The organism is Streptomyces sp. A5-4 (assembly GCF_051131715.1).
Classification (GTDB): Bacteria; Actinomycetota; Actinomycetes; order Streptomycetales; family Streptomycetaceae; genus Streptomyces.
Window position 1 is genome coordinate 4567834 of the sequence record NZ_CP178591.1, and the last position, 18390, is coordinate 4586223.

The 18390-nt window shown below is 69.4% G+C and carries 16 protein-coding genes; 2 read left to right on the forward strand and 14 right to left on the reverse strand.

What is annotated here, in order from left to right; all coding sequences use genetic code 11:
- Complete coding sequence (gene ltrA / locus ACLLJJ_RS21170) at window positions 1-1116, forward strand: group II intron reverse transcriptase/maturase (protein ID WP_434593870.1); 1116 nt, start codon at window positions 1-3, stop codon at window positions 1114-1116.
- 703 nt (window positions 1117-1819) lie between these two features.
- Here ltrA and ACLLJJ_RS21175 read toward each other — a convergent pair.
- The 13 genes from ACLLJJ_RS21175 to ACLLJJ_RS21235 form a co-directional block, all read right to left on the reverse strand.
- On the reverse strand, window positions 1820-3619 hold the full coding sequence (locus ACLLJJ_RS21175) for a hypothetical protein (protein WP_434593872.1): 1800 nt from the start codon (window positions 3617-3619) through the stop codon (window positions 1820-1822).
- Complete coding sequence (locus ACLLJJ_RS21180) at window positions 3616-4758, reverse strand: AAA family ATPase (RefSeq protein WP_434600475.1); 1143 nt, start codon at window positions 4756-4758, stop codon at window positions 3616-3618. Before ACLLJJ_RS21180 ends, ACLLJJ_RS21175 begins: the two co-directional genes overlap by 4 nt.
- A 193-nt stretch (window positions 4759-4951) precedes the next feature.
- Window positions 4952-5173, reverse strand: a complete 222-nt coding sequence (locus ACLLJJ_RS21185; protein ID WP_434600476.1) for a hypothetical protein — start codon at window positions 5171-5173, stop codon at window positions 4952-4954.
- A 263-nt stretch (window positions 5174-5436) separates the two neighbouring features.
- Window positions 5437-6207 (reverse strand): hypothetical protein, encoded by a 771-nt coding sequence (locus tag ACLLJJ_RS21190; protein WP_434593874.1) that lies wholly within the window; start codon window positions 6205-6207, stop codon window positions 5437-5439.
- 97 nt (window positions 6208-6304) lie between these two features.
- Complete coding sequence (locus ACLLJJ_RS21195) at window positions 6305-6886, reverse strand: hypothetical protein (protein WP_434593876.1); 582 nt, start codon at window positions 6884-6886, stop codon at window positions 6305-6307.
- 135 nt (window positions 6887-7021) lie between these two features.
- On the reverse strand, window positions 7022-7708 hold the full coding sequence (locus tag ACLLJJ_RS21200) for a hypothetical protein (RefSeq protein ID WP_434593878.1): 687 nt from the start codon (window positions 7706-7708) through the stop codon (window positions 7022-7024).
- A gap of 535 nt (window positions 7709-8243) precedes the next feature.
- The gene (locus ACLLJJ_RS21205) at window positions 8244-9749 is read right to left on the reverse strand and encodes an ATP-binding protein (protein ID WP_434593881.1); all 1506 of its coding nucleotides are present in this window, start codon (window positions 9747-9749) and stop codon (window positions 8244-8246) included.
- 26 nt (window positions 9750-9775) lie between these two features.
- Window positions 9776-10228, reverse strand: a complete 453-nt coding sequence (locus ACLLJJ_RS21210; protein WP_434593884.1) for a DUF6238 family protein — start codon at window positions 10226-10228, stop codon at window positions 9776-9778.
- Window positions 10229-10262: 34 nt separating this feature from the next.
- Window positions 10263-11735, reverse strand: coding sequence for an SCO6880 family protein (locus ACLLJJ_RS21215; RefSeq protein ID WP_434593886.1), 1473 nt, complete (start codon window positions 11733-11735; stop codon window positions 10263-10265).
- 142 nt (window positions 11736-11877) lie between these two features.
- The gene (locus tag ACLLJJ_RS21220) at window positions 11878-13269 is read right to left on the reverse strand and encodes an SCO6881 family protein (RefSeq protein WP_434593888.1); all 1392 of its coding nucleotides are present in this window, start codon (window positions 13267-13269) and stop codon (window positions 11878-11880) included.
- A 27-nt stretch (window positions 13270-13296) separates the two neighbouring features.
- Window positions 13297-13986 carry a hypothetical protein gene (locus ACLLJJ_RS21225; RefSeq protein ID WP_434593891.1) on the reverse strand — a complete coding sequence of 230 codons (690 nt, stop codon included), beginning with the start codon at window positions 13984-13986 and terminating at the stop codon, window positions 13297-13299.
- Window positions 13986-14294, reverse strand: a complete 309-nt coding sequence (locus ACLLJJ_RS21230) for a DUF6112 family protein (RefSeq protein WP_434593894.1) — start codon at window positions 14292-14294, stop codon at window positions 13986-13988. Before ACLLJJ_RS21230 ends, ACLLJJ_RS21225 begins: the two co-directional genes overlap by 1 nt.
- 87 nt (window positions 14295-14381) lie before the next feature.
- Window positions 14382-15527, reverse strand: coding sequence for a C40 family peptidase (locus ACLLJJ_RS21235; RefSeq protein ID WP_434593897.1), 1146 nt, complete (start codon window positions 15525-15527; stop codon window positions 14382-14384).
- A gap of 578 nt (window positions 15528-16105) precedes the next feature.
- Here ACLLJJ_RS21235 and ACLLJJ_RS21240 point away from each other — a divergent pair.
- Window positions 16106-16852 carry a DNA-methyltransferase gene (locus ACLLJJ_RS21240; protein WP_433084984.1) on the forward strand — a complete coding sequence of 249 codons (747 nt, stop codon included), beginning with the start codon at window positions 16106-16108 and terminating at the stop codon, window positions 16850-16852.
- Window positions 16853-16948: 96 nt separating this feature from the next.
- On the opposite strand, the gene ACLLJJ_RS21245 is transcribed toward ACLLJJ_RS21240, so the two are convergent.
- On the reverse strand, window positions 16949-17884 hold the full coding sequence (locus ACLLJJ_RS21245) for a DUF5655 domain-containing protein (protein WP_434600477.1): 936 nt from the start codon (window positions 17882-17884) through the stop codon (window positions 16949-16951).
- Between the last annotated feature and the right edge of the window lie 506 nt (window positions 17885-18390).

Here is an 18390-nt window from a genome sequence, read left to right on the forward strand (position 1 = left end):
ATGCGGCCGTATGCCGCCTCCGTCCCCACGGTCCGTGACCGCGTCGTGCAGGCGGCCTTGAAACTGGTACTGGAACCGATCCTGGAGGCTGACTTCCAGCCGTGCAGCTACGGATTCCGCCCGGAACGTCGGGCTCAGGACGCGATCGAGGAGATCCGCAACTACGCCACGAACCCCCGCAGTTACACCTGGGTGTTCGAGGGCGACATCGCGGCCTGCTTCGACGAGATCGACCACACCGCTCTGATGGAGCTGGTGCGGCGACGCATCGCGGACAGGCGCATCCTGAGTCTGGTCAAGTCGTTCCTCAAGGCGGGTCTGCTGGACGACATGGACGTCATCCGGGACACGTCCACCGGCACTCCCCAGGGCGGCATCCTCTCGCCGCTCCTGGCCAACGTTGCCCTGTCGGTTCTCGATGAGCACTTCACCGGGCTCTGGCAGGCACACGGAAGCAACGCATCCCGCACCCGATTCCGTCAGCGCGGAGGCGCGACCTACCGGCTGGTCCGGTACGCCGACGACTTCGTGGTGATGGTGAAAGGCACCCGGGAACAGGCACTGAGTCTGTTCGACGAGGTGGGCGGCGTCTTGAGCCGGGTCGGGCTTCGGCTCGCGCCGGACAAGACACATGTGGTGCACATCGACGAGGGGTTCGACTTCCTCGGGTTCCGTATCCAACGGCACCAGCAATGGGGAAGCGACCGGCACTTGATCTACAGCTACCCGTCACGGAAGTCGCGTGCGACGGTCAAGCGCAAGGTCAAGGAGGCCACACGACACATCCCGAACCAGACCGCGGACGAACTGTTCCGGCAACTGAACAGAATCACCCGCGGATGGGCTCTCTACTTCCGGCACGGAGCGTCCAAGGCAGCCTTCCAGGACCTCGACCACTTCCTGTGGTGGCGGAGCTTGGCCTGGCTGGTGAAGAAGCATCCGAAGCGAAGCAAGAAGTGGATCCTTCGGCGCTACTACCCCGATGGGAAGTGGTGGCCGGAGGCGGACGGAGTGGAGATCAGACCTCCAGGCTGGACAGCGATCACTCGCTACCGGTACCGAGGCAACACGATCCTCACCCCGTGGGCCCTGCGACCGGAGACCGACATCAGCTGATGCGGGACTCGTGGAGAGCCGGATGCGGGGAGACTCGCACGTCCGGTTCGGGCGAGCGGCCGAGGGAAACGGGCTGGTGGAAACGCCAGTACCGCGCCCTCGGCCGACTCCACTGATGGCGCGAGCGGCTTCCTCGATCTCCCCCCACTCCGTCTCGCTGGTCTCGCCTTCGAGGACCAAGGCGGTGTAGGCGGCGGCCAGGACCTGGTGTCGGCAGCGCACACCCCAGGCGACCGCCCGCTCGGTCCCCTCCAGAGGCGGCATCCGGTACTGCTGAGACCAGGCTTCGGACTCGGCCTGTTCTTCAGCCCGCTTGGCCTCCAGCCAGGCGGCCTTGTCCTGCTCGTCGCCCTCCTTGGCAGCCCGCCAGCAGTCGGTGCACTCCTGCTTGGCGAGCCATTCGGCGAAGCCCGCCCGACGGTCGGCAGCCCGGTCGGACAGGTCGCGATCGGCCTGATGGCCGCAGGAGTAGGTGATCTGCCAGATGGTCGCCACCCCCGGGGAATTCCGTTTGATGGGCGTTACGTTCGAGGTCGGGCTGCTGGTCTGGGGCTTCATATCGAGTGCCTTTCGTTGGCGGTTGGGGTGGTGGCCTGCGTCGCTGCGAAGGGTCGTGCATCAGACACACGATTCATGCGGCGGACGGAGGTGGTTTGGACTGCTTGGCGGTGGTCTCGGGGACGCTTCCGCCTTCTGCGTCGTCTCAGCGTGTCCTGCGAATGGCGTTTGTGGCCGCCGTGGCGATGGCGGCGGGAGCGCTGGAGGGCTGGGTCAGGTGCAGCAAGGTGGTCCCCGGCAAGTGGCGGGACTCCGCGGTGACGGTGAGCTGGAGCACGGCGCAGCCGGCGGTCGTGAGCTGCTCGATGCGGGTGACGGCTTGAGCGGTTTCGTCGCTGCCGTACTGGGCGTCGGTGACGATCACGAGGAGGCGGCCGGCGCCGGGGCGGCTGAGTTCGAGGCCGTGGTCGAGTGCGTCGATGGCGTAGCCGAGGTTGTGGTGGCCGCCGTTGGCAGCGAAGGTCGTCACGCGCTCTGGTGCTCGGTGGGTGGGTCGGGTCAAGGCGGTCAGGTGCATGTCGTAGGCGATGGTGGCGGTGAGGGAGTCGGGGTCGGTCAGGGCTGCTGCGCGTGCCACGATCCAGGCGGCGGACGCGACGGGTGCGCAGGCGGCACGCATGGAGCCGGAGACGTCGACGGCGATACCCACACGCAGCGGTGGGGTGGGGGAGTTCCGGCGGCGGGTGTGGGTGAACGGTTCCGCGGTGGGGACCGACCCGGCCGCGCGCTGAGCGTCGCGGGCGAGGGCGGCACGCATGTTGAGGCGGCCGGGCGGGGTGGGACTGGTGGTCCGCTCCTCGGTCCGCTCGCGGTAGGCGGCGGCACGCAGAGCGCGGCTCAGGCGCGCGGCGGCGCTCTGCTCGGCGGCGGTGGGCCTGCGGGTGCCGGTGACCGGGTTGCCGTAGGGCGCCGGTGTGCCGTCGGGGTTGACGGTGGTGCCACGGGTGTTGAAGACCGACTTGGCGGTGGCGGCGGCCTGGCGTCGCCGACTGGCCTGCTGGGCTCGGTCGTTGGCCTGTGCCCTTGACCGGGTGGCCATGGCGTTGGTTGCTGCGGCCTGTGCCGCGAGGTCTGCGGCGTCGGTGGCGGCCGTGCTGTCCATGACGACGCCCACGGCGCCGGACAGTAGATCGGTGAGGTTCTCCGGCACGGGCAGGGCGGGGGCCGCAGTGTCCAGAGCGTCGCACCATTCTTGAGCGTGCGCGAGCATGGTCGTGGCGTCGTGGTCGGCGCACTGGTGGGCTGCGGTCCAGATGTGGGTGAGGGTGGCCAGCAGGTTTGCGCCCAGCACCTTTTCGCACAGATCGGCGACGGCCCGGGTCTCGCTGGCGTCCAGGATGCCGACGTCACGGCGGCCGAGGATCAGGGCCGCCACGCCGGCGGCGTGCTCGATGCCCTGAAGGGTGGGGTGGGCGATGTCGGGCATGACCAGGGTTCGGGCACTGGTACGCAGGTACGTGCGGTCCGTGGGCCGCGTGATCAGGTGTGCGCCTTCGACACGGCTCTCCTCCAGCAGGAGCGCGGCCTCGACGACACGGGGGTCCGCTCCGGCAGGCTGTGTCCAGACGGAGTGGGCCGCGTGCGCGGCCTCGTGGACGAACACTCCCCAGGCGGCGGGATACCGCTCCTCGTCGCCCACGATCCGCGGATTGACCTCGTGGGCCTTCAGCGGGGAGAACAGGGCGGCGTCGAACTCGACCTCGCCCAGAGTGGGGAAGAACGCGGCCGGTGCGCCGCTGCGCGTGCCGGGACGGCAGGTGACGAGGAGATCCTGGCGGCCGGAGAGGGCGACCAGCCGGTCGCCGAGTTCGGCACCCACGCGCAGCCACGCGGCCGAGGAGGAACGGGGCTGCGCGGGCGGGGCGCCGTCGTCGTCCCAGCGCGCGAGGTCGGCGTCGACGTCCGGCGTGACGGCGGGGGACTGGACGTGGTGGTGGGCGCTCATCGCGAGCGGCCCCGCTGTGCGGAGCCGGTGCTGCCCGGGGGCTGCCGGACGGCCGAGGCGGGAAGCTGCTTGCCGAGGGTGAGGGGAGCGACCTCCTTGACGCCGACAGCCTTGACGACAGCGGCGGCGACGGCGTCGCGATCCTCCACAGGAGCGATGCCGACCAGGTTCGCGAGCGCGGCCTTGGTGCCCAGGACGGCCTCGGTCTTCTGGTAACTGAGCAGCTCCCGCAGTTGGGGAGCCCAGCCCAGCTCGCCGAGTTCGACCTGGCGGGCGAGGTGTCGGGCGACCCGGACCACCCGGGCATCGATCCTCAGCGCCAGGGCGAGGTCATAGTCCGTGCCGACCTGAATCTGCACGCTGAACCGGGACGACAGCGCCTCCGTCAACACCGCCCCGTGGACGCCGGGATTGTGGCCCGCCACCACATAGAAGCCCGGCTCGGCCTTGATGCTCTCGCCCTTGTGGGCCTTGACCTGGATCTGCCTGCGCCCGTCCATCGCGGGATACAGCGCCGCCAGGACCTTCGGCGAGATCAAGGTGGCATCGTCGATCAGCAGGGCACGGCCCTCGGTCATCGCGGTGACCAGCGGACCGTACTGGAAGACGTAGCCCCCCGCGTCGGCTTGCGTGTACTCGCCGATCAAGTCGCCGACCGTGGTGTCGCCGTCACCGGCGACGGTGAGCAGGTCCGGGAACGCCGCCTCGACCAGACTCGTCTTGCCGGTGCCCGGAGGGCCGTAGAGCAGCACCGGCACGTCGGCGTCGCGCAGGCGGTTCAACGCCTCGACGTCGGGCAGATCGGCCAGCTCCCGGGGGTGGTAGAGCTGGCCCCCCGCGCGGCGGATCGGGCCGGTCTGCTTCGGCGTGGCCGCTGCGGTGATGGTCGTGCGGGCCATGGCCGCCTGGGCGCGGGGAGCGTGGGTGCCCGGTGGGCTGATCACAGCGGTCTGCGCTGCTGCGGCGGTCTTCGCGTTCGCGCGGAACTCCGGTTGTCCGCTTCCGCTTTGGTCGGCCTCGCCGCGTCGCACCAGGGTGAGGGCGGCGTTGCGGACGGCGCCGTGGGAGTGGCCCAGGTGCCTGGCCATGCCCCCGATGGTGAGCGCATCTGCCGGCCGGTCGGCCAGCAGTCGGGCCACCTTGGCCCGTAGTTCGCCGCCCTTGGTGCGCGCTGGACTGGTACGCGTTCCGGGTGTGGTCACAACGAGGATCCTTCAACAGGTAGAAGGGCAGGCGGGGTTGGCGTGGGCTGGAGGGGCTGGTCGGTCTCGGAGCGGATCACGGACTGTGCTGACATCGGCGACCGGGCCAACCGGGGCGTACCGTCGGCGCTCACCGGCCGACCGAGGGCGCGGTCCAGGGGCAGGGGATGGCCGGCGACGAGCAGCTCGTCGGCTGGCGAGCAGGCCCGTGCGTCCGCTCCGTACCGGGTTCCGTCGCTCCGCAGGCGCAGCCTGGAGCCTCTTCGAAGCCGTCCTGGAGCAGGATCCGCCGGGCGGCGGCGTTGTAGCCGGTGGTGGTGATCTCGCCGGTGATGGTGTGCCGGATCGGAATGAACGGCTCTGCTGGTGCTTCGGGCACGGCGGATCTCCTATCGGTGGTGGCGGGAAAGCCGGTGGGGTGTTGGGCGAAGACGAGGCGGGCCCGGAACTTCCAGCACATCAACGGTGCGTGGCTGGACCACGAACGATGGGCAATGACTGCCGACGTGCTCCGGGGCGGGCCTCACCGCCCCGCAGCTACCTGACTCGCCTCTCCGCACGTTCTGATAGCCGGGAGCACAACAGCCATGGGAGCTGCTCCTTACGGAAGTTGGGTCATCGGTTGCGGGAGAACGCGATGCGCGGGTCGACCGGCCGGGCCGCCGCAGCGGACGTGGCGGGAGCGGGAACCGGTGCCTTGCCCGGGAGACCGGCGCGGGCCGGGCTGGCGGCGAGCGCGGCGGCGCTGATCGGGAACCTGTGGGTGGCCAAGCCCTGACCGCGCTCGTGGCGCGCGGATGGTGCGGGTGCAGGAGAGCGGCGGGCTGCTACGTCCTGGGCGAGACGGGGCTGGACCGCGACCTGGAGGTCGGATCGGTGCATCGACATCGTGGCGCTGGCGACCTTTTCCAGGGCTTCGCCGCGGTCGGAAGCGATGGGCAGCGTGTAGATGTCCAGATCCGGGTTCAGCCGCCAGCCGTGTTCCTCCAGGATGAGTTGGCCGCCGAGCGCAGAGGAGTGGTCGCCGGTGGCCGCGACGATGCCGAGCTGCGGATGCTCGGCGAAGGCGACATCGGGATCTATGTGCAGAGGGCGCTCGCGGGCCGGAGCCGCACCGGGGGCCAGTGCGGGACCGAACGCGGCGTCCACGTCGACCTGGTAGCCGGCCTTGCGTAGCAGCGCGACGGCCCGGGTGGCGCGACCCTGTCCGTCACGCTGCTGGTCGGCCAGTGCGTACAGCGTCGGCTGGTCCGGGACAGGATGAAAGTCGAAGCCCTTCAACATCCAAGTGCTGGCAGCGAGTTGTTTCGGGTTCGCGGCGACGATGCCGTAGTCGGGGTGGCGGCCGACTGCGATGTCGGGGAGCGAGTCGTAGTGGGTGGGCATGGCAGATCCATCCGGTGGAAGCTCGGGTGCCGGGGCGGTCGAGGGTCGGGATGGTTCTGGTGGGGTGGGCCATGGCGGACTCCGAGACAGGAAGTGGTCAGCGACCGGGTACGGACGAGGGACGAACGGGCGGCAGCGCCGGGCGCATAACCGACGCGGCTGGCTGTGGTGCCGGCAGCATGCGCTGGGCTGTCGGCGAGAGTGCGCGAGCGGCACTCGCTCGTGGTGAGGCGGCCCCCGCCCGCGGAGTCACGCCGAGCTGATCAAGGCGCGAGTCGATCGCGGCGAGCAGACTTGGAACGTCGCCGCCGTGCTGCGCGTAGGGACCGTCCGGCTCCGAGTCGTAGATCACTTCGTGGACTGCGGAGTCGTCAGGATGCCCCCCACGGGTCACCAACCAGCTCTCCGGATGCCCGGGTGGATGGTCGGTGGGCGGCTCCTGGGGTGGCGAGATGATCAGCGAACTACCGTCGGGCAGCCCGACGTGGACGATGTAGTCGCTGAGGCCGTACTCGACGGTGCACTCCAGGCCGCGCTGCCGAAGGGGAACGGTGACGTGCCCGTACCCGCGCTCCCGTTCCACGGATGCCGCTGTGAAACGCAGAGGAGGATCGCTGACTTGCGCGGTGATGCGAGTGCTCTCCACGTCGAGAGAGACCGAAGGCTGGTCGGAATGCATGGACCTCTCCTTGGCCTGGGCGCCCCAGCAGTCGACGGCGTGAGCCGCAGGCCGTGGGACGGCGGAGGTATTGGCGTTCCACGAGGATCCGGAGATCGGACGGTTTGGCGTCGCCGGAGCCCTGTGTTAAGGGCGTCAGCGGGAACGGCGCGGGGGTGGAGGATTCGACGCGGGCGGCACAGGAGGCGAAGCAGCGGAAGCGCCGCGGTTGCTTGGTGCGGACCGCGCGAGGGCTACCTGGGTGCGTTCGGTCTGCGGAGGCTGATCTGTGTCCGCCCGGTGGGCCAAGTAGTCACCAGCCCGTGCGAGAGCCGGACCCTGATAGGACAACTCGTCCGCGTAGTGCCAGCCTTCGGCGTTGCGGATCTCCTCCGCCCGGCCCACGTACAGTTCTCGCGAACCGGGTTGTGAGGCTTCCATGAGCGCCAAGACCTGATCCCACTCGTGCCGGATCTGGCCTGCTCGTACCAGGCTGGTGTCCATTCCGTGCAGCCGCCGGAGGTCCTCGCTGATCGGCCCCTCGACGTAGTCGGTACCGCTGGCGGCGGCGCGGACACCGGCCAATACCTCGGGTCCGTGGGTGAGGAAGACCTCGACGTGTTTCCACGCTTCGGCGTCACGTTTCACCTTGCCGTCGTCGTAGCTGCCATCGATGGGCCAGCCATCGCGGTCGCAGAAGGAATCCGAGACCGCATCCCAGGCGTCGGATGCCTGGCAGATGCCATCGGCGGCAGCAGCCAGGGCCGGGATGTGCTGCCGCCACGCCAGATGATCGGAGGTCGAGGCTGGCTGTTCTTCAGGGGATGCGGATATTTCGGGCACGGTAGATCCTTCTTCCTTCTTGTGCCGTTGCTCACCGCGAGCGCGGCAGTGAACGGACCGCAGGGGGCGGGACGGGGGCAGAGGCCAGAGTTCGCCGGCCCCCGGGAAGCCCGCTGACTGCCACGGCCGGGGAGACGCGAGCCGCCGCTGCCGGTTGGCGGGAGCGGGAGTGGATCTCGTAGTCCAGGCCCACTCCCACGAGGTGCAGCTCCTCACCGAGATCAGCCAGGCGGCTGGTCAGGGCGTCCAATTCGGAGGCGCTGCCACGGGCTCCGTGCGCGCGGCACCACTCCGAGGCGGTTTCGAGCATCTGGTGCAGCCGGGCCACCGCGCCGAAATCGTCCGTGAGGGCCTCGTGAAACAGAGACGCGAACCCCTCGGGCCGATAAGCGGCAAGACGGTCGATCCAGTCGCCAGCCGATGCCGTGCTGCGCGGACTCAGGCCCGACCCGGCACCTCCCCCGTGGACTCGGTCGTCCGGTCGCGGTACGGTTGACGACATAACTCAACTCCGTTTGTTTGATGGCTAGTTGAGTTAGGCCGACATCCGGGCGTCGGTGTCGAACAGCTCTCGCTCGGCGGGGTGCAGGATGTGCTGGGTGATGAAGCTCCGGCCCGCAACCTTCCACAGGCCCCGGCCCTTGGTCAGGGCGGACACGGCCTGGGTCTCGACGCCGGTCAGGCCGAGCAGTGAAGCGGCAGCAGCGAGCTGGTCGGGTTCCTGCCGGTAGATGATGCGGGTCGAGCAGTCGGCCAGCAGGCCCTCGGCCAGCACCCGCCCTCGTGAGCCGGCATCGCCTGCGCTCAGCAGGTCGCTGAGACGGTGGATGACCATCAGGTTCGCGATGCCGAGCCCGCGAGAGAGCTTCCACTGCGACTGCATGCGCTCCAGCAGGCCGACGTGCCGCATCACCCGCCACGCCTCGTCGTAGATCACCCAGCGTCGGCCTCCGTCCGGGTCGGCGAGCGCGGACTCCATCCACGCCGAGGCGCAGGTCATCGCCAGCACCAGGGCGGTGTCGTCGCCGGAGCCGCCGAGGCGGGAAAGGTCGATGGACAGCATCGGCGTGGTCGGGTCGAACGCCACCGTCGAGGGGGCATCGAACATGCCGCTCAGGTCGCCGTGCACCAGACGACGCACTGCGTGCGCGAGGTCCTGTGCGGCGGGTCCCATACGTCCGGCCTGTTCGCCCAGGGCGCGGTCGAGGCGCTCGGGCGAGCCGAGGGCGTGCGCGATCTCGCCGAGCAGCGGCACCGTGCCGCTGGCGTCGGCCTCGGCGACCACCAGGTCGAGAGCGAGGTCCAGGGCGGTGTGTTCCATCGGCAGGAGATCGCGCTTCAGAACGGTGCGCGCCAGGCCCGCCAAGAGAAGCAGACGGCGCTTGCGTACCTCGGTCGACCAGTCGCCCTCGTTCACCGAAGCGGGCCGGGCCGGAGCGTCCAGGGGGTTGAGCCGACCCGGAAGCCCCGGCCCGAGCGCGATGCTGTAGCCGCCGAGGGCCTGCGCGACGGCCGTCCACTCTCCCTTGGGATCGCAGGGCACGTAGACCCGGTAGCCGTGGGCAATCGCCCGCGTGGCTATCGACTTGGCCAGCGCGGACTTGCCCATGCCGATGATCCCGGCCAGGACGGCGTTCGGATTCGTAAAGCCCTCGATCCGCCCGCTGCTGTACAGCGAGAACGGGTCGTAGCAGAACGCCGCCTCCGCGTGTACGTCACGACCGATGAAGATCCCTTCGGCACCCAGGCCGCCTTCGGCGAGAAAGGGATAAGCGCCGCTGACGGTGGCTGTGGTCATGCGGTGGGCGGGGAGGCTGAGCTTGCCGCCCCGAGCCGAGGAGGAACCGGGACGTCCGGAGGGCGGGTAGGTCGGCCGCAGCTCCGGGTCGAGGCGTTCCTCGGCGCGGTGCTTCGGCGGGGCTCCGGCGCGGCGGGCCTGGCGGCGGGCCTCGGCGAAGCCTGCGCGGGCGGCACGCTGCTCGGCGCGTGACGCCTTGCGGGGGACGAACAGGTGGGAGGCGCTGGCGCGAGTGCGAGGCATGAACGTTTCTCCAGACGGAAGGCGGGTCAGTGGCGGACGAGACCCGTGAATGGCGAGTGCAGGTCGGCCGGGGTGGTGCGGCGGCGCACCAGGTGCGCGGTGCGCTGGTGGCGCTGGCAGATGGTCAGCTCTGGTGCTCCCTCGGGCAGGCCCGCCTGGCATGCCTCGCGTTCAGGCACCTCGCCGGAGTCCGGCCGGGGTGCCGCGTGGTACGCGGCGTGGACGTGATCGGCTGCCTGCCAGATCCGCGTGCGGGTGGCCCGGAGCTGGTCGCCTTCGACCGGAACGAGCTGACCGGTGCGGGAGGCGTGGGCGTCGAGCAGGCCGTGCAGCGAGACGAGGTGGGCATGCAGGGTGTCCAGTTCGGCTCGGGTGGTGACGAGGGGGCCGCCCGGAATGTTCAGCGAGCGGTGGAAGTCGAGAGCGGCGGTGGCGAAGGGCACGAAGTCCTGCGCGGGCGGGCTGGCGGTGCGGGACATGGGGGTGCTCTTTCGGGGGGAGGGAGGGCCGGCATCAGGCGGCGAGGGCGAGCGGCATGGCGGCGACGGTGAACGCTTCGGCCTGCTGCCAGGTGAGCGGCCGGAGGTCGAGCTGGGCGCCGACGGCTGCGGTCTCCACGACGGCGCAGGCGGAGCGGAGTTCATCCTCCGAGTCGGCCGAGACGGTCAGCAGGCCGGTCAGGGCGACATCCGCATGGCCCGCGATGAGCTGGCGCTCCCGGGACTTGATGTCCTGGTACTCGATCGAGTCGGCCTCGGAGTCGACCTGTCCCCGCCGGGCTCGCTCGGCGGCATCGGCGATCACGCTGGACTTCTTGCGCTGGACGTCGCGCAGGGCTGCGTCCAGTCCCTTCGGCTCGTAGGAGAGCGAGAGGGTGCGCCGGACCCCGGCGGTGAACAGGAGCTGGTGCAGGAAGCCGGCCGACGTTTCGGTGCGGGGCCAGTTTTCCACCCAGTACGTGGCGTGGACGGCCGAGTCGGTCGCGATGTGGTCGGCCTTCTCGACCACCACGACCGGACCGGCAGCAGCGGGCTCGGCCTCGGGATGCCCTGCCGTGGACCAACGGTCAAGCGTTGCAAGGGCCTTGGGGTCGTACGCGGTTCGCACGACCGCCGCGATCTCGCGGGCGGTGAGCCAGCCGGTGGGGTTGAGCCCGGCGGTTCGCGCGGCCTGATCGAAGGTCGAGGTCAGCTGTGCCAGGACGCTGAAGGATCCGGCGAGGCCGCCACCGGCCTGGTTGATCAGTCGCCGCGCTGCCTTGGCGTCCAGGGCCACCGCGACGTACGCCTCGTGCGGTGCCGCCGCCGGGCCGGCGCTCTGGATCAGCTCGCTGTAGATCGCACCCGCCAGGGGGGCATGGGGCTGGCCGTGCTCCTCCCAGTACCGGCGCAGCGCGTCACCCGAGTCCGGGACGGTGCGCTCGATCACCTGGATACGGGCGACCTGGCCCGTGCGGGCGAGCGCGGCCAGCGCGCGTCCCCATCCGTTGACGTTGGCGTTCTGGGTACCCGGGTCGAGCAGGGCGTAGGCGCGGGAGGAGACCTTGACGACGGCGGTCAGGGTGCCGGTGTGGGGGTTGTGGACCGCTCCGTATCGGCGGTCGGGAGCGGTGACCACGCGCAGGCTCGCCGCCGTGCCGGGCAGGTGGAGCAGACCTTCACGGATCGGGCGGCGGGAAGGCCGGGTGAGCCAGACCAACTGGCCCCGCATTCGACGCAGGGCGTACCGGGTGACGATCGGAGCCCAGTCGGCCAGGGCGCGGCCTCGGTAGCGGACGAACACGAGGAGGGCGATGGCTGCCCAGACCGGAATGAGTTCGAGGGCGCCGACCACGCCGCGGGTGAGGATCACGGCGAGCAGGAGAAGACCGGTGAGGCCGACGACGATCAACTGTGAGGCGGTCAGGCCGAGCAGGATGCCGCGTCGCGAGCGGTGTGGAAATTTGACGCTGTTCGTGGTGGCTTCGGCCTGGTGCTGGTTGGACATGGTGGTTCCAGACGGTGGGAGCGGGCGGGGGCGGGGCGCGCGGCGCTCTTCTGGAGGTCATGGCGGGGTTCCTCTTCGGGTCATTGGTTGCGCGGGGCGCGGGGGCGGGCTGCTCTATCAGCCCGCCCCCGGATGTGATGTGTCAGGAATCCGACGGCGGCTGGCTGGGATACACCCAGTTCGTCGGCGTCGGGGAACCGGTTGCCGAAGGTCCCGTGGAGGACGGCGGCGCTGCAGCGGGGGCCTCCGGCGGCGCGGCGCCAGCGCGGGTCATGCTGCTGCCCCCAGCCGGAGAGGCAACGAACTGCCCGCCAGCGGAGCCCCCTTCGGGAACTTCCGATTCGCCCTCGCCGCCTCGGGTGATGAGCGGCGGGATACCGGGGCGCTGGATCAGGGCCCGACCCTTGTCGCCGGAGGCGTTCGGGTCTTCGCCGTACCGGAAGCTGGTCTGCGGCTTGGGCGGTCCGGAGTCGATGCCCTCCTTGCTGAGGGTGCCGCCGGAGGGGCTGATACCGGAGGCGACACCGTCGCTGCCCGCGCCGGGGACCTGGCTGGGCCCCTGCGGCGCCGGGGTACCGGTGCTGGCCTGCATCGCCAAGCTGCCCGCGGTCTTGGCAGCTCCTGCGGCGACCGCCATGCCTGCGACGCCGGTGCGGTGGAGGTCGTCGTGGCCGCCGCCGTCGCTCGCCCAGTGGACGAACTTATAAGTGGCGTACGGGCACAGCAGGACCAGCACCATCACGACGATGCCTGCCATCGCGTCGGACAGCGCGGCCATGCCGTCGTGTGCGTCGGACTTGCCCATCGCTGAGACGCCGATGAGGAAGACGACGGTCATCAGGAGTTTCGAGACGACCAGGGTGGCGGTGGCCTCGATCCAGCCGCGTCGCCACCGCTTGGCGACCTCCCAGCCTCCTCCGGCTCCAGCGAAGACGGCGAGAGCGACCAGCACCAGGACGCCGACCTTGCGGGCGACCATGACGCCCCAGTACATGAACGCGCCGATCGCGCATCCTAGGGCGACCAGGGCTGGGACTCCCCAGCCGAGGCCGTACATCGCCCCCAGTTCGTTGACCTTCACCACACGGCGGATCGCATCGTCGACTGAGCTGTTGGCTGCCTTGAACAAACCGTCGGACAGGGCGTCGACCACGGTGATGGCGACGGTGGTGAAGGCGATGGCGCAGAAGCTGAAGAGGATGCCTGTCATGGTGCCGATGGCTGCCTGAGCGAGGGCGCGTTCGTCTCGCCGCCAGGCCGCGAACATCAACTGGATGCAGAACGTGCCGACGGTCAGGGCGAGCCCGATGGGTAGCAGGAGTTCGTAGTTGTCCCGGAACCATCCGGCGTTGAGGTCGATGGCGGTGGTCTGGTTGACGGCCTTCGCGGCGAGGTCCGCAGCGCTGGCGGCCAGTTCGCCCGCCGACTTCGCGATCCATGCTCCGATGCCGTCGGTGACGGCCCCAGCGGGGTTGGTGGCGAAGTCGACAGCACCGCACACCTTGTCCATCAGCGGAAAGTCGCAGACTCCCATGGCGATACCTCCTTTCTGGGTTGGTGGTCAGGGCGCGACGGACGGCATGACGCCGGCCAGGGCACACGGGTGGGAAGGGCGGCACTGGACTGCGAGGGTGGTGACGCGGTTCTCCGCACCACCGGCAGACGAGCCCTTCCAGGCGATCGACTGCTTGCCGGAGACGGTCACGGCATATACGTACGCCTGCGTGATCGTTCCGGGATTCGCCTGAAGGGCCTGGGTGAACGAGTTCGGGAAGTGACCCTCGTTGACCTTGGCGGTGGCGAACTGGTCGTTGGCGGCCATTTCCTTCCACAGCACGGGCGAGGGAACGATCGCGTCGACCGAGGAGGGATCGGCGTACTTGGTCTCGGTGGTCAGCCACCCATGCAAGGCGGTCAGCAGCTCTGCCTGGGAGTACGCACGGGTGTCGTACGACCACAACGCTTCGGCGGCTGCCTTCCCGAACGCGATCGGATCGTGGGTGTCCGGTGGAGCCGGGAGGGAGCGAGGGTGCGACCTCGGCGAGGGCGACCCGGACGGCGAAGTGGCCGAGGGAGATGGAGAGGACGAACTCGCGTTTGGGACGGCAGCTTTGGAGGCGCCCCTGCCGTCGCGGGTGAGGTAGGCGGCAAGGCCGGCGAGGGCGACGAGCACCACCAGAACGGCGGTGCCGAGCAGCGCCCGGCGGCGCATGCGAGATGCGCCGCCGGGGTTCGACGAATGGGAAGGCATCAGTGGACCTGCGTTCCCAGCGTGCTGAAGAACGCGACCACGCCGTTCGCGGCTCCCAGCAGAAGGGCCGCGCCAGCGCTGACCATCACACCCTTCTTACCGCTGGCCTCGGCCTGGTGGCCGCCGGAGTGGTGGCCCCACGCCCACACGCCCGCGCTGACGGCGAGCGCGCCGACCACGGCGATGATCCCGAAGAGGTTGATCGAGCCCATCACCTGCTTGAGGACGGCGAGGCCCGGCAGCCCGCCCTCGTTAGGCTTGATCCCGGGATCGTAGGCGAGCTGAATGACCTTGTCGGCGAGATACATTACGAACTCCAGTTCGATTTATTGCACGCTGACGCCCGAGAGGGCGGAGCGGCGGTGCGAGAAGAAGGGGGGAGGGAGAAGCGCCGGTCAGACGACTCGGCGGGCCGCGAGAATCTGCGACTTCCACGACGCGAGGGTCGCGATACGCACCACGTCACCGGTGTGCGGGGCGTTGACGATCAGGCCCTGACCGATGAACATCCCGACGTGCTCGGGGACTTCGGCCGTTCCTTCGGTGAAGACGAGGTCACCCGGCTTGAGGGCGTCGGCCGACGTCGCCTTGCCCTCCTTGACCTGCGTGTACGTCGTGCGCGTCAGGGTGACTCCGGCGGCCTTGTACGCCTGCTGCATGAGGGAGGAGCAGTCGCACCGACCCATGGGGTCGGGCCCGTGGGAGTCGGTGCAGCTCCCGCCCCACTGGTACGGCGTCTTGAGCTGGCCGAGGGCCCAGCGAATCGCTGTCTGGACCTTCGCCGGAGCATCGGCTGGGATCTTGTACTCGGCCGGCACCGCGCCCGGAGGGATGGTTCCGAAGTCGGTTCCGTCCCCGTCGGCCGTACAACCGCCCGCGGTATCGGAGGGAGCGGTCTCGGTGTCAGCAGAGCCAGACGGAGAAGGGCTCGGCGACCCACCGCCGGACTTCGACAGCAGGGGGGCGATGGCCTTCTGCAAGGCGGTGGCTAGCGGCTCCCACTTGGCATACGCCTCGGGGAACCCCGACCGCTGTACGGCCTGAGCGGCCTGGGTGACGGACAGGGACTCCCAGCCCGAGACCTTCTGCAGCCCCTCGTAGAACTTGGTCGAGGAGTGCACCGGATCGAGGATCTCGTTCGCCGTGCCCCATCCCTGCGACGGCCGCTGCTGGAACAGTCCCAGCGAATCACGGTCGCCGTAGGTCAGGTTCCGGAGGCCGCTTTCCTGTAGCGCGGTTGCCAGGGCCACGACTTGCCCTCGGGCCGGAATGCTCATCGCGACGCCGGTGGCCTGGATCGTCTTGGCGTTGGGGACCTGGTCGGCAGGATCATCAAGCCCCGCGACGGAGACCGCGCCCTTGTCGTCACCGTCCAGGATGGCCTTCACCTGTGAAGCAACGGCAGCGGTATCCACAGACTGTGCACCGCCGGTCGAGCAGGAGGCCGAAGCCGTACCTGCCCCGATTGCGAGGATGGGAACGGCCAGCAGCAGCGGGCCGGATGCGAAGAGACCGACGACGGCTCCGGTGGTCTTCTTCATCGCCGCTGCCGTTCACCGGTTCGGCGGTGGCCGACGGGCAGCGGTGTTGGGTCGGGGCGTGGGGGTGTCAGGGCATGCTGCATCGCAGCGGCTCCTCGTGGTCCGTAGGAGGCGCGGTGCCGACTTCTCGTGCAAAGCCGTCGGCACCGCGCCGATGTGAATCCGCCTCTCAGGGCGGGCCCGGGTCAGGGGAGTTGGTAGCTCCCGGACGCCGGTCTCGGGTCAAGCGCGGCAGCCAGCCGCGCTCGTAATCTCAGGCTGAGCACCGGTTCTCCTCACGGCTTCTCGGACGAAGGGCTAACGGGCCTGCCGTGCTGCCAATTTGGACGAGACAACACGGATAAGCACAGGTCAGCGAGGATTGAGCGCTGCTCTGCCCCGGTGACATGGCGAGACAGTAGACCCGGATTCCGGCCGCGCCAAATGGCTCTCGGGCTCGGCCTCGGACAGAGACACGGCTCGTTAGGTGCGGCCGGAATTCGCGATTAACCTCCGGCGCAACCCCGCTCGAAACGACCGCTGTTGAGCGACGTCCGGAGCGGGTTCAGTCCCACCGTGCCCTGAAAGAGGCCCCGCACATGAGCTACACGCTGCACCGAGGCGATGCCCTCACCGTGCTGAAGACCCTCCCGGACGAGAGCGTCAACGCCGTGATCACAGACCCGCCGTACAACTCCGGCGGACGTACCAGCTCGGACCGCACCGGTCGCACCGCGCGAGCCAAGTACGTCACCAGCAACAGTGCGCACGACCTGCAGAACTTCCCCGGAGAGAACCGCGACCAGCGTTCCTACCGCTCCTGGCTGACCGAGCTGCTCACCGAGTCATACCGGGCCTCGACCGAGCACGCGGTCGCCATGGTCTTCACCGACTGGCGCCAGGAACCGACCACCTCGGACGCCCTGCAGATGGCGGGGTGGACCTGGAGTGGCACCATCCCTTGGATCAAGCCCTCCAGCCGGCCCCGCAAGGGCGGGCCGAAGCAGGACTCGGAGTTCATCGTCTGGGGCGTCAAGGGATCCCTCGACAACACCCGCGACCTCTACCTGCCGGGTCATTACATCGCCTCCCAGCCCCGCAAGGGCCGTGTCCACATCACCCAGAAGCCGGTTGAGGTCATGCAGCAGCTCGTCCAGGTCTGCCCCGAGGGCGGCACCGTGCTCGACCCGTTCACCGGCAGCGGCTCCACGGGGGTCGCAGCCCTACGCGAGGGACGCCGCTTCGTGGGCGTCGAGCTGTCCGCGCACTACGCCGATGTCGCCGAGGAGCGGCTGCGGGCCGAACTGACAAAGGACGACTTCGAGCTGGCCGGTCCGGAGGCATGAGCATGAGAGCGTTGAGCCCGGGGTCCGCGCCCCGCAGACGCCAAAGGGCGGCTGGAGTATCGAGTTATCGATGCTCCAGCCGCCCTTCTGTTTGCGTCAAGCCGCCTCGAATGCCCGCCGGATCAACGGGGCTGCCTTCTCCAGGTCGGCTGCCGAAGCGAGGCGTACCTCCAGATCCCCGGTCCCAAGGTGGCCGATGCCGCGCATGTCCCGGGTGAAGCCCTCCTCCAGCTCGACCGTGTCCGGGTCGAGTCTGAGATAGACCAGGATCGCCTCGTGCTTCGGACGAAAGATCACGGAGGCGACGTTCACCAGCCGCCGGTAGGCGATGTAGTGCCTGAGCGGGGCCACCTCGACCTCGCCCCACGCCGTGAGTGCGTCGTCCAACTCCGCGTACAGGTCGCGCAGGCACGCCGGAACGAGACCCGCGCCCGCCGGCGCGGAAGTCGCTGGGACCGAGGGCACGCCGATGGCTGCCGTGTCCCGCTCCCGGGTTCGCCGAGACGAAGCAGCGTTCGCCGAGCCTGGTGAGGAGTCCACGAGCAAAAGGCTCAGCAGATCGCCCTCGAAGACGCGGTAGCGCACCAAGTCGATCCGCTCGGGCAGCCGCTGCACGGCCACGCGGTCGTGGTGGGAGAAACCGGCCGCGATGCAGACCATCCGCGGTCGACGCCAGTCGACCGACTCGGCGGCCTCCGCCCCCAGCACCTTCCGCACGAGCGCCTCGAACTCGTGGTGCGCTGACTCCAGCCAGGACAGATAGGAGACGGCCTGCGACAGCACCCCGCTGTCGGAGCCTTTTTTGAACTCGATCACTACCGGGCTGCCGTTCTCGTCCAGCCCGAGGGTGTCGATCCTGCCCCGGTGCCACGGACCGGTCGGGTACTCCGACGCCAGGAACCGGATGCCGAGCATCGCCTCCAGGCCGGCCTCGACCCGCCGCTGCAGTTCGACCTCCAGCGCCACCGTCGAACCGGGCAGCTCGACGTCCCGCCCGCCAGCGTCTCGCCGGAACATCATCAGCTCGGCCATCATCGTCCCCCTCCCGTGATCGGTACAAGAGAAGCAATCGAAACGGCCAGAGCGGTATTCCAGGCAGGCGGCACCGCCTGCCCTTGGGACGGCCCACCACCCTGGCGTCGCGTCACGCAGGGTAACTAGGGTTCTGGCACCGCTCCAGCGACTGCCCGGCCCTACCAGAGCGAATGCGAGGGTCGCCGCGTTCAGGCACATTGCCTCTGGAGCGAGGCTGAAGGACTAACCTTCGACCCGAGCCGAGGGCTGGCAGAGACCGACTGTGGTGCTGAGCAGTCGGCGGGCGCGAACCGCGGTTCGGGTATCACTCCCCAAGGAGGCGTTCTGCGCCGACTACGGTGGGAACCATCATGGGGAGCGACTTCGCGGGAGCGGGGCAGCCGCAGGAGGCACTGTGGAGGATCTACAACCCGTGTGGCGACCCTAGTTGTCGTCATCGGTGGCCAGCCGGTGGCCGGACGCCTTTGGACGAGGTAACACGGGGAAGCACAGACCAACCAACC

What these genes read in the sequence shown, in the direction of transcription:
- ltrA (WP_434593870.1), top strand. Translation starts at nt 1, where the DNA reads ATGCGGCCGTATGCCGCCTCCGTCCCCACGGTCCGTGACCGCGTCGTG.
- ACLLJJ_RS21175 (WP_434593872.1), bottom strand. Translation starts at nt 3,619, where the DNA reads ATGAGCGCCCACCACCACGTCCAGTCCCCCGCCGTCACGCCGGACGTC.
- ACLLJJ_RS21190 (WP_434593874.1), bottom strand. Translation starts at nt 6,207, where the DNA reads ATGCCCACCCACTACGACTCGCTCCCCGACATCGCAGTCGGCCGCCAC.
- ACLLJJ_RS21195 (WP_434593876.1), bottom strand. Translation starts at nt 6,886, where the DNA reads ATGCATTCCGACCAGCCTTCGGTCTCTCTCGACGTGGAGAGCACTCGC.
- ACLLJJ_RS21205 (WP_434593881.1), bottom strand. Translation starts at nt 9,749, where the DNA reads ATGCCTCGCACTCGCGCCAGCGCCTCCCACCTGTTCGTCCCCCGCAAG.
- ACLLJJ_RS21210 (WP_434593884.1), bottom strand. Translation starts at nt 10,228, where the DNA reads ATGTCCCGCACCGCCAGCCCGCCCGCGCAGGACTTCGTGCCCTTCGCC.
- ACLLJJ_RS21215 (WP_434593886.1), bottom strand. Translation starts at nt 11,735, where the DNA reads ATGTCCAACCAGCACCAGGCCGAAGCCACCACGAACAGCGTCAAATTT.
- ACLLJJ_RS21220 (WP_434593888.1), bottom strand. Translation starts at nt 13,269, where the DNA reads ATGGGAGTCTGCGACTTTCCGCTGATGGACAAGGTGTGCGGTGCTGTC.
- ACLLJJ_RS21225 (WP_434593891.1), bottom strand. Translation starts at nt 13,986, where the DNA reads ATGCCTTCCCATTCGTCGAACCCCGGCGGCGCATCTCGCATGCGCCGC.
- ACLLJJ_RS21230 (WP_434593894.1), bottom strand. Translation starts at nt 14,294, where the DNA reads ATGTATCTCGCCGACAAGGTCATTCAGCTCGCCTACGATCCCGGGATC.
- ACLLJJ_RS21235 (WP_434593897.1), bottom strand. Translation starts at nt 15,527, where the DNA reads ATGAAGAAGACCACCGGAGCCGTCGTCGGTCTCTTCGCATCCGGCCCG.
- ACLLJJ_RS21240 (WP_433084984.1), top strand. Translation starts at nt 16,106, where the DNA reads ATGAGCTACACGCTGCACCGAGGCGATGCCCTCACCGTGCTGAAGACC.
- ACLLJJ_RS21245 (WP_434600477.1), bottom strand. Translation starts at nt 17,884, where the DNA reads ATGGCCGAGCTGATGATGTTCCGGCGAGACGCTGGCGGGCGGGACGTC.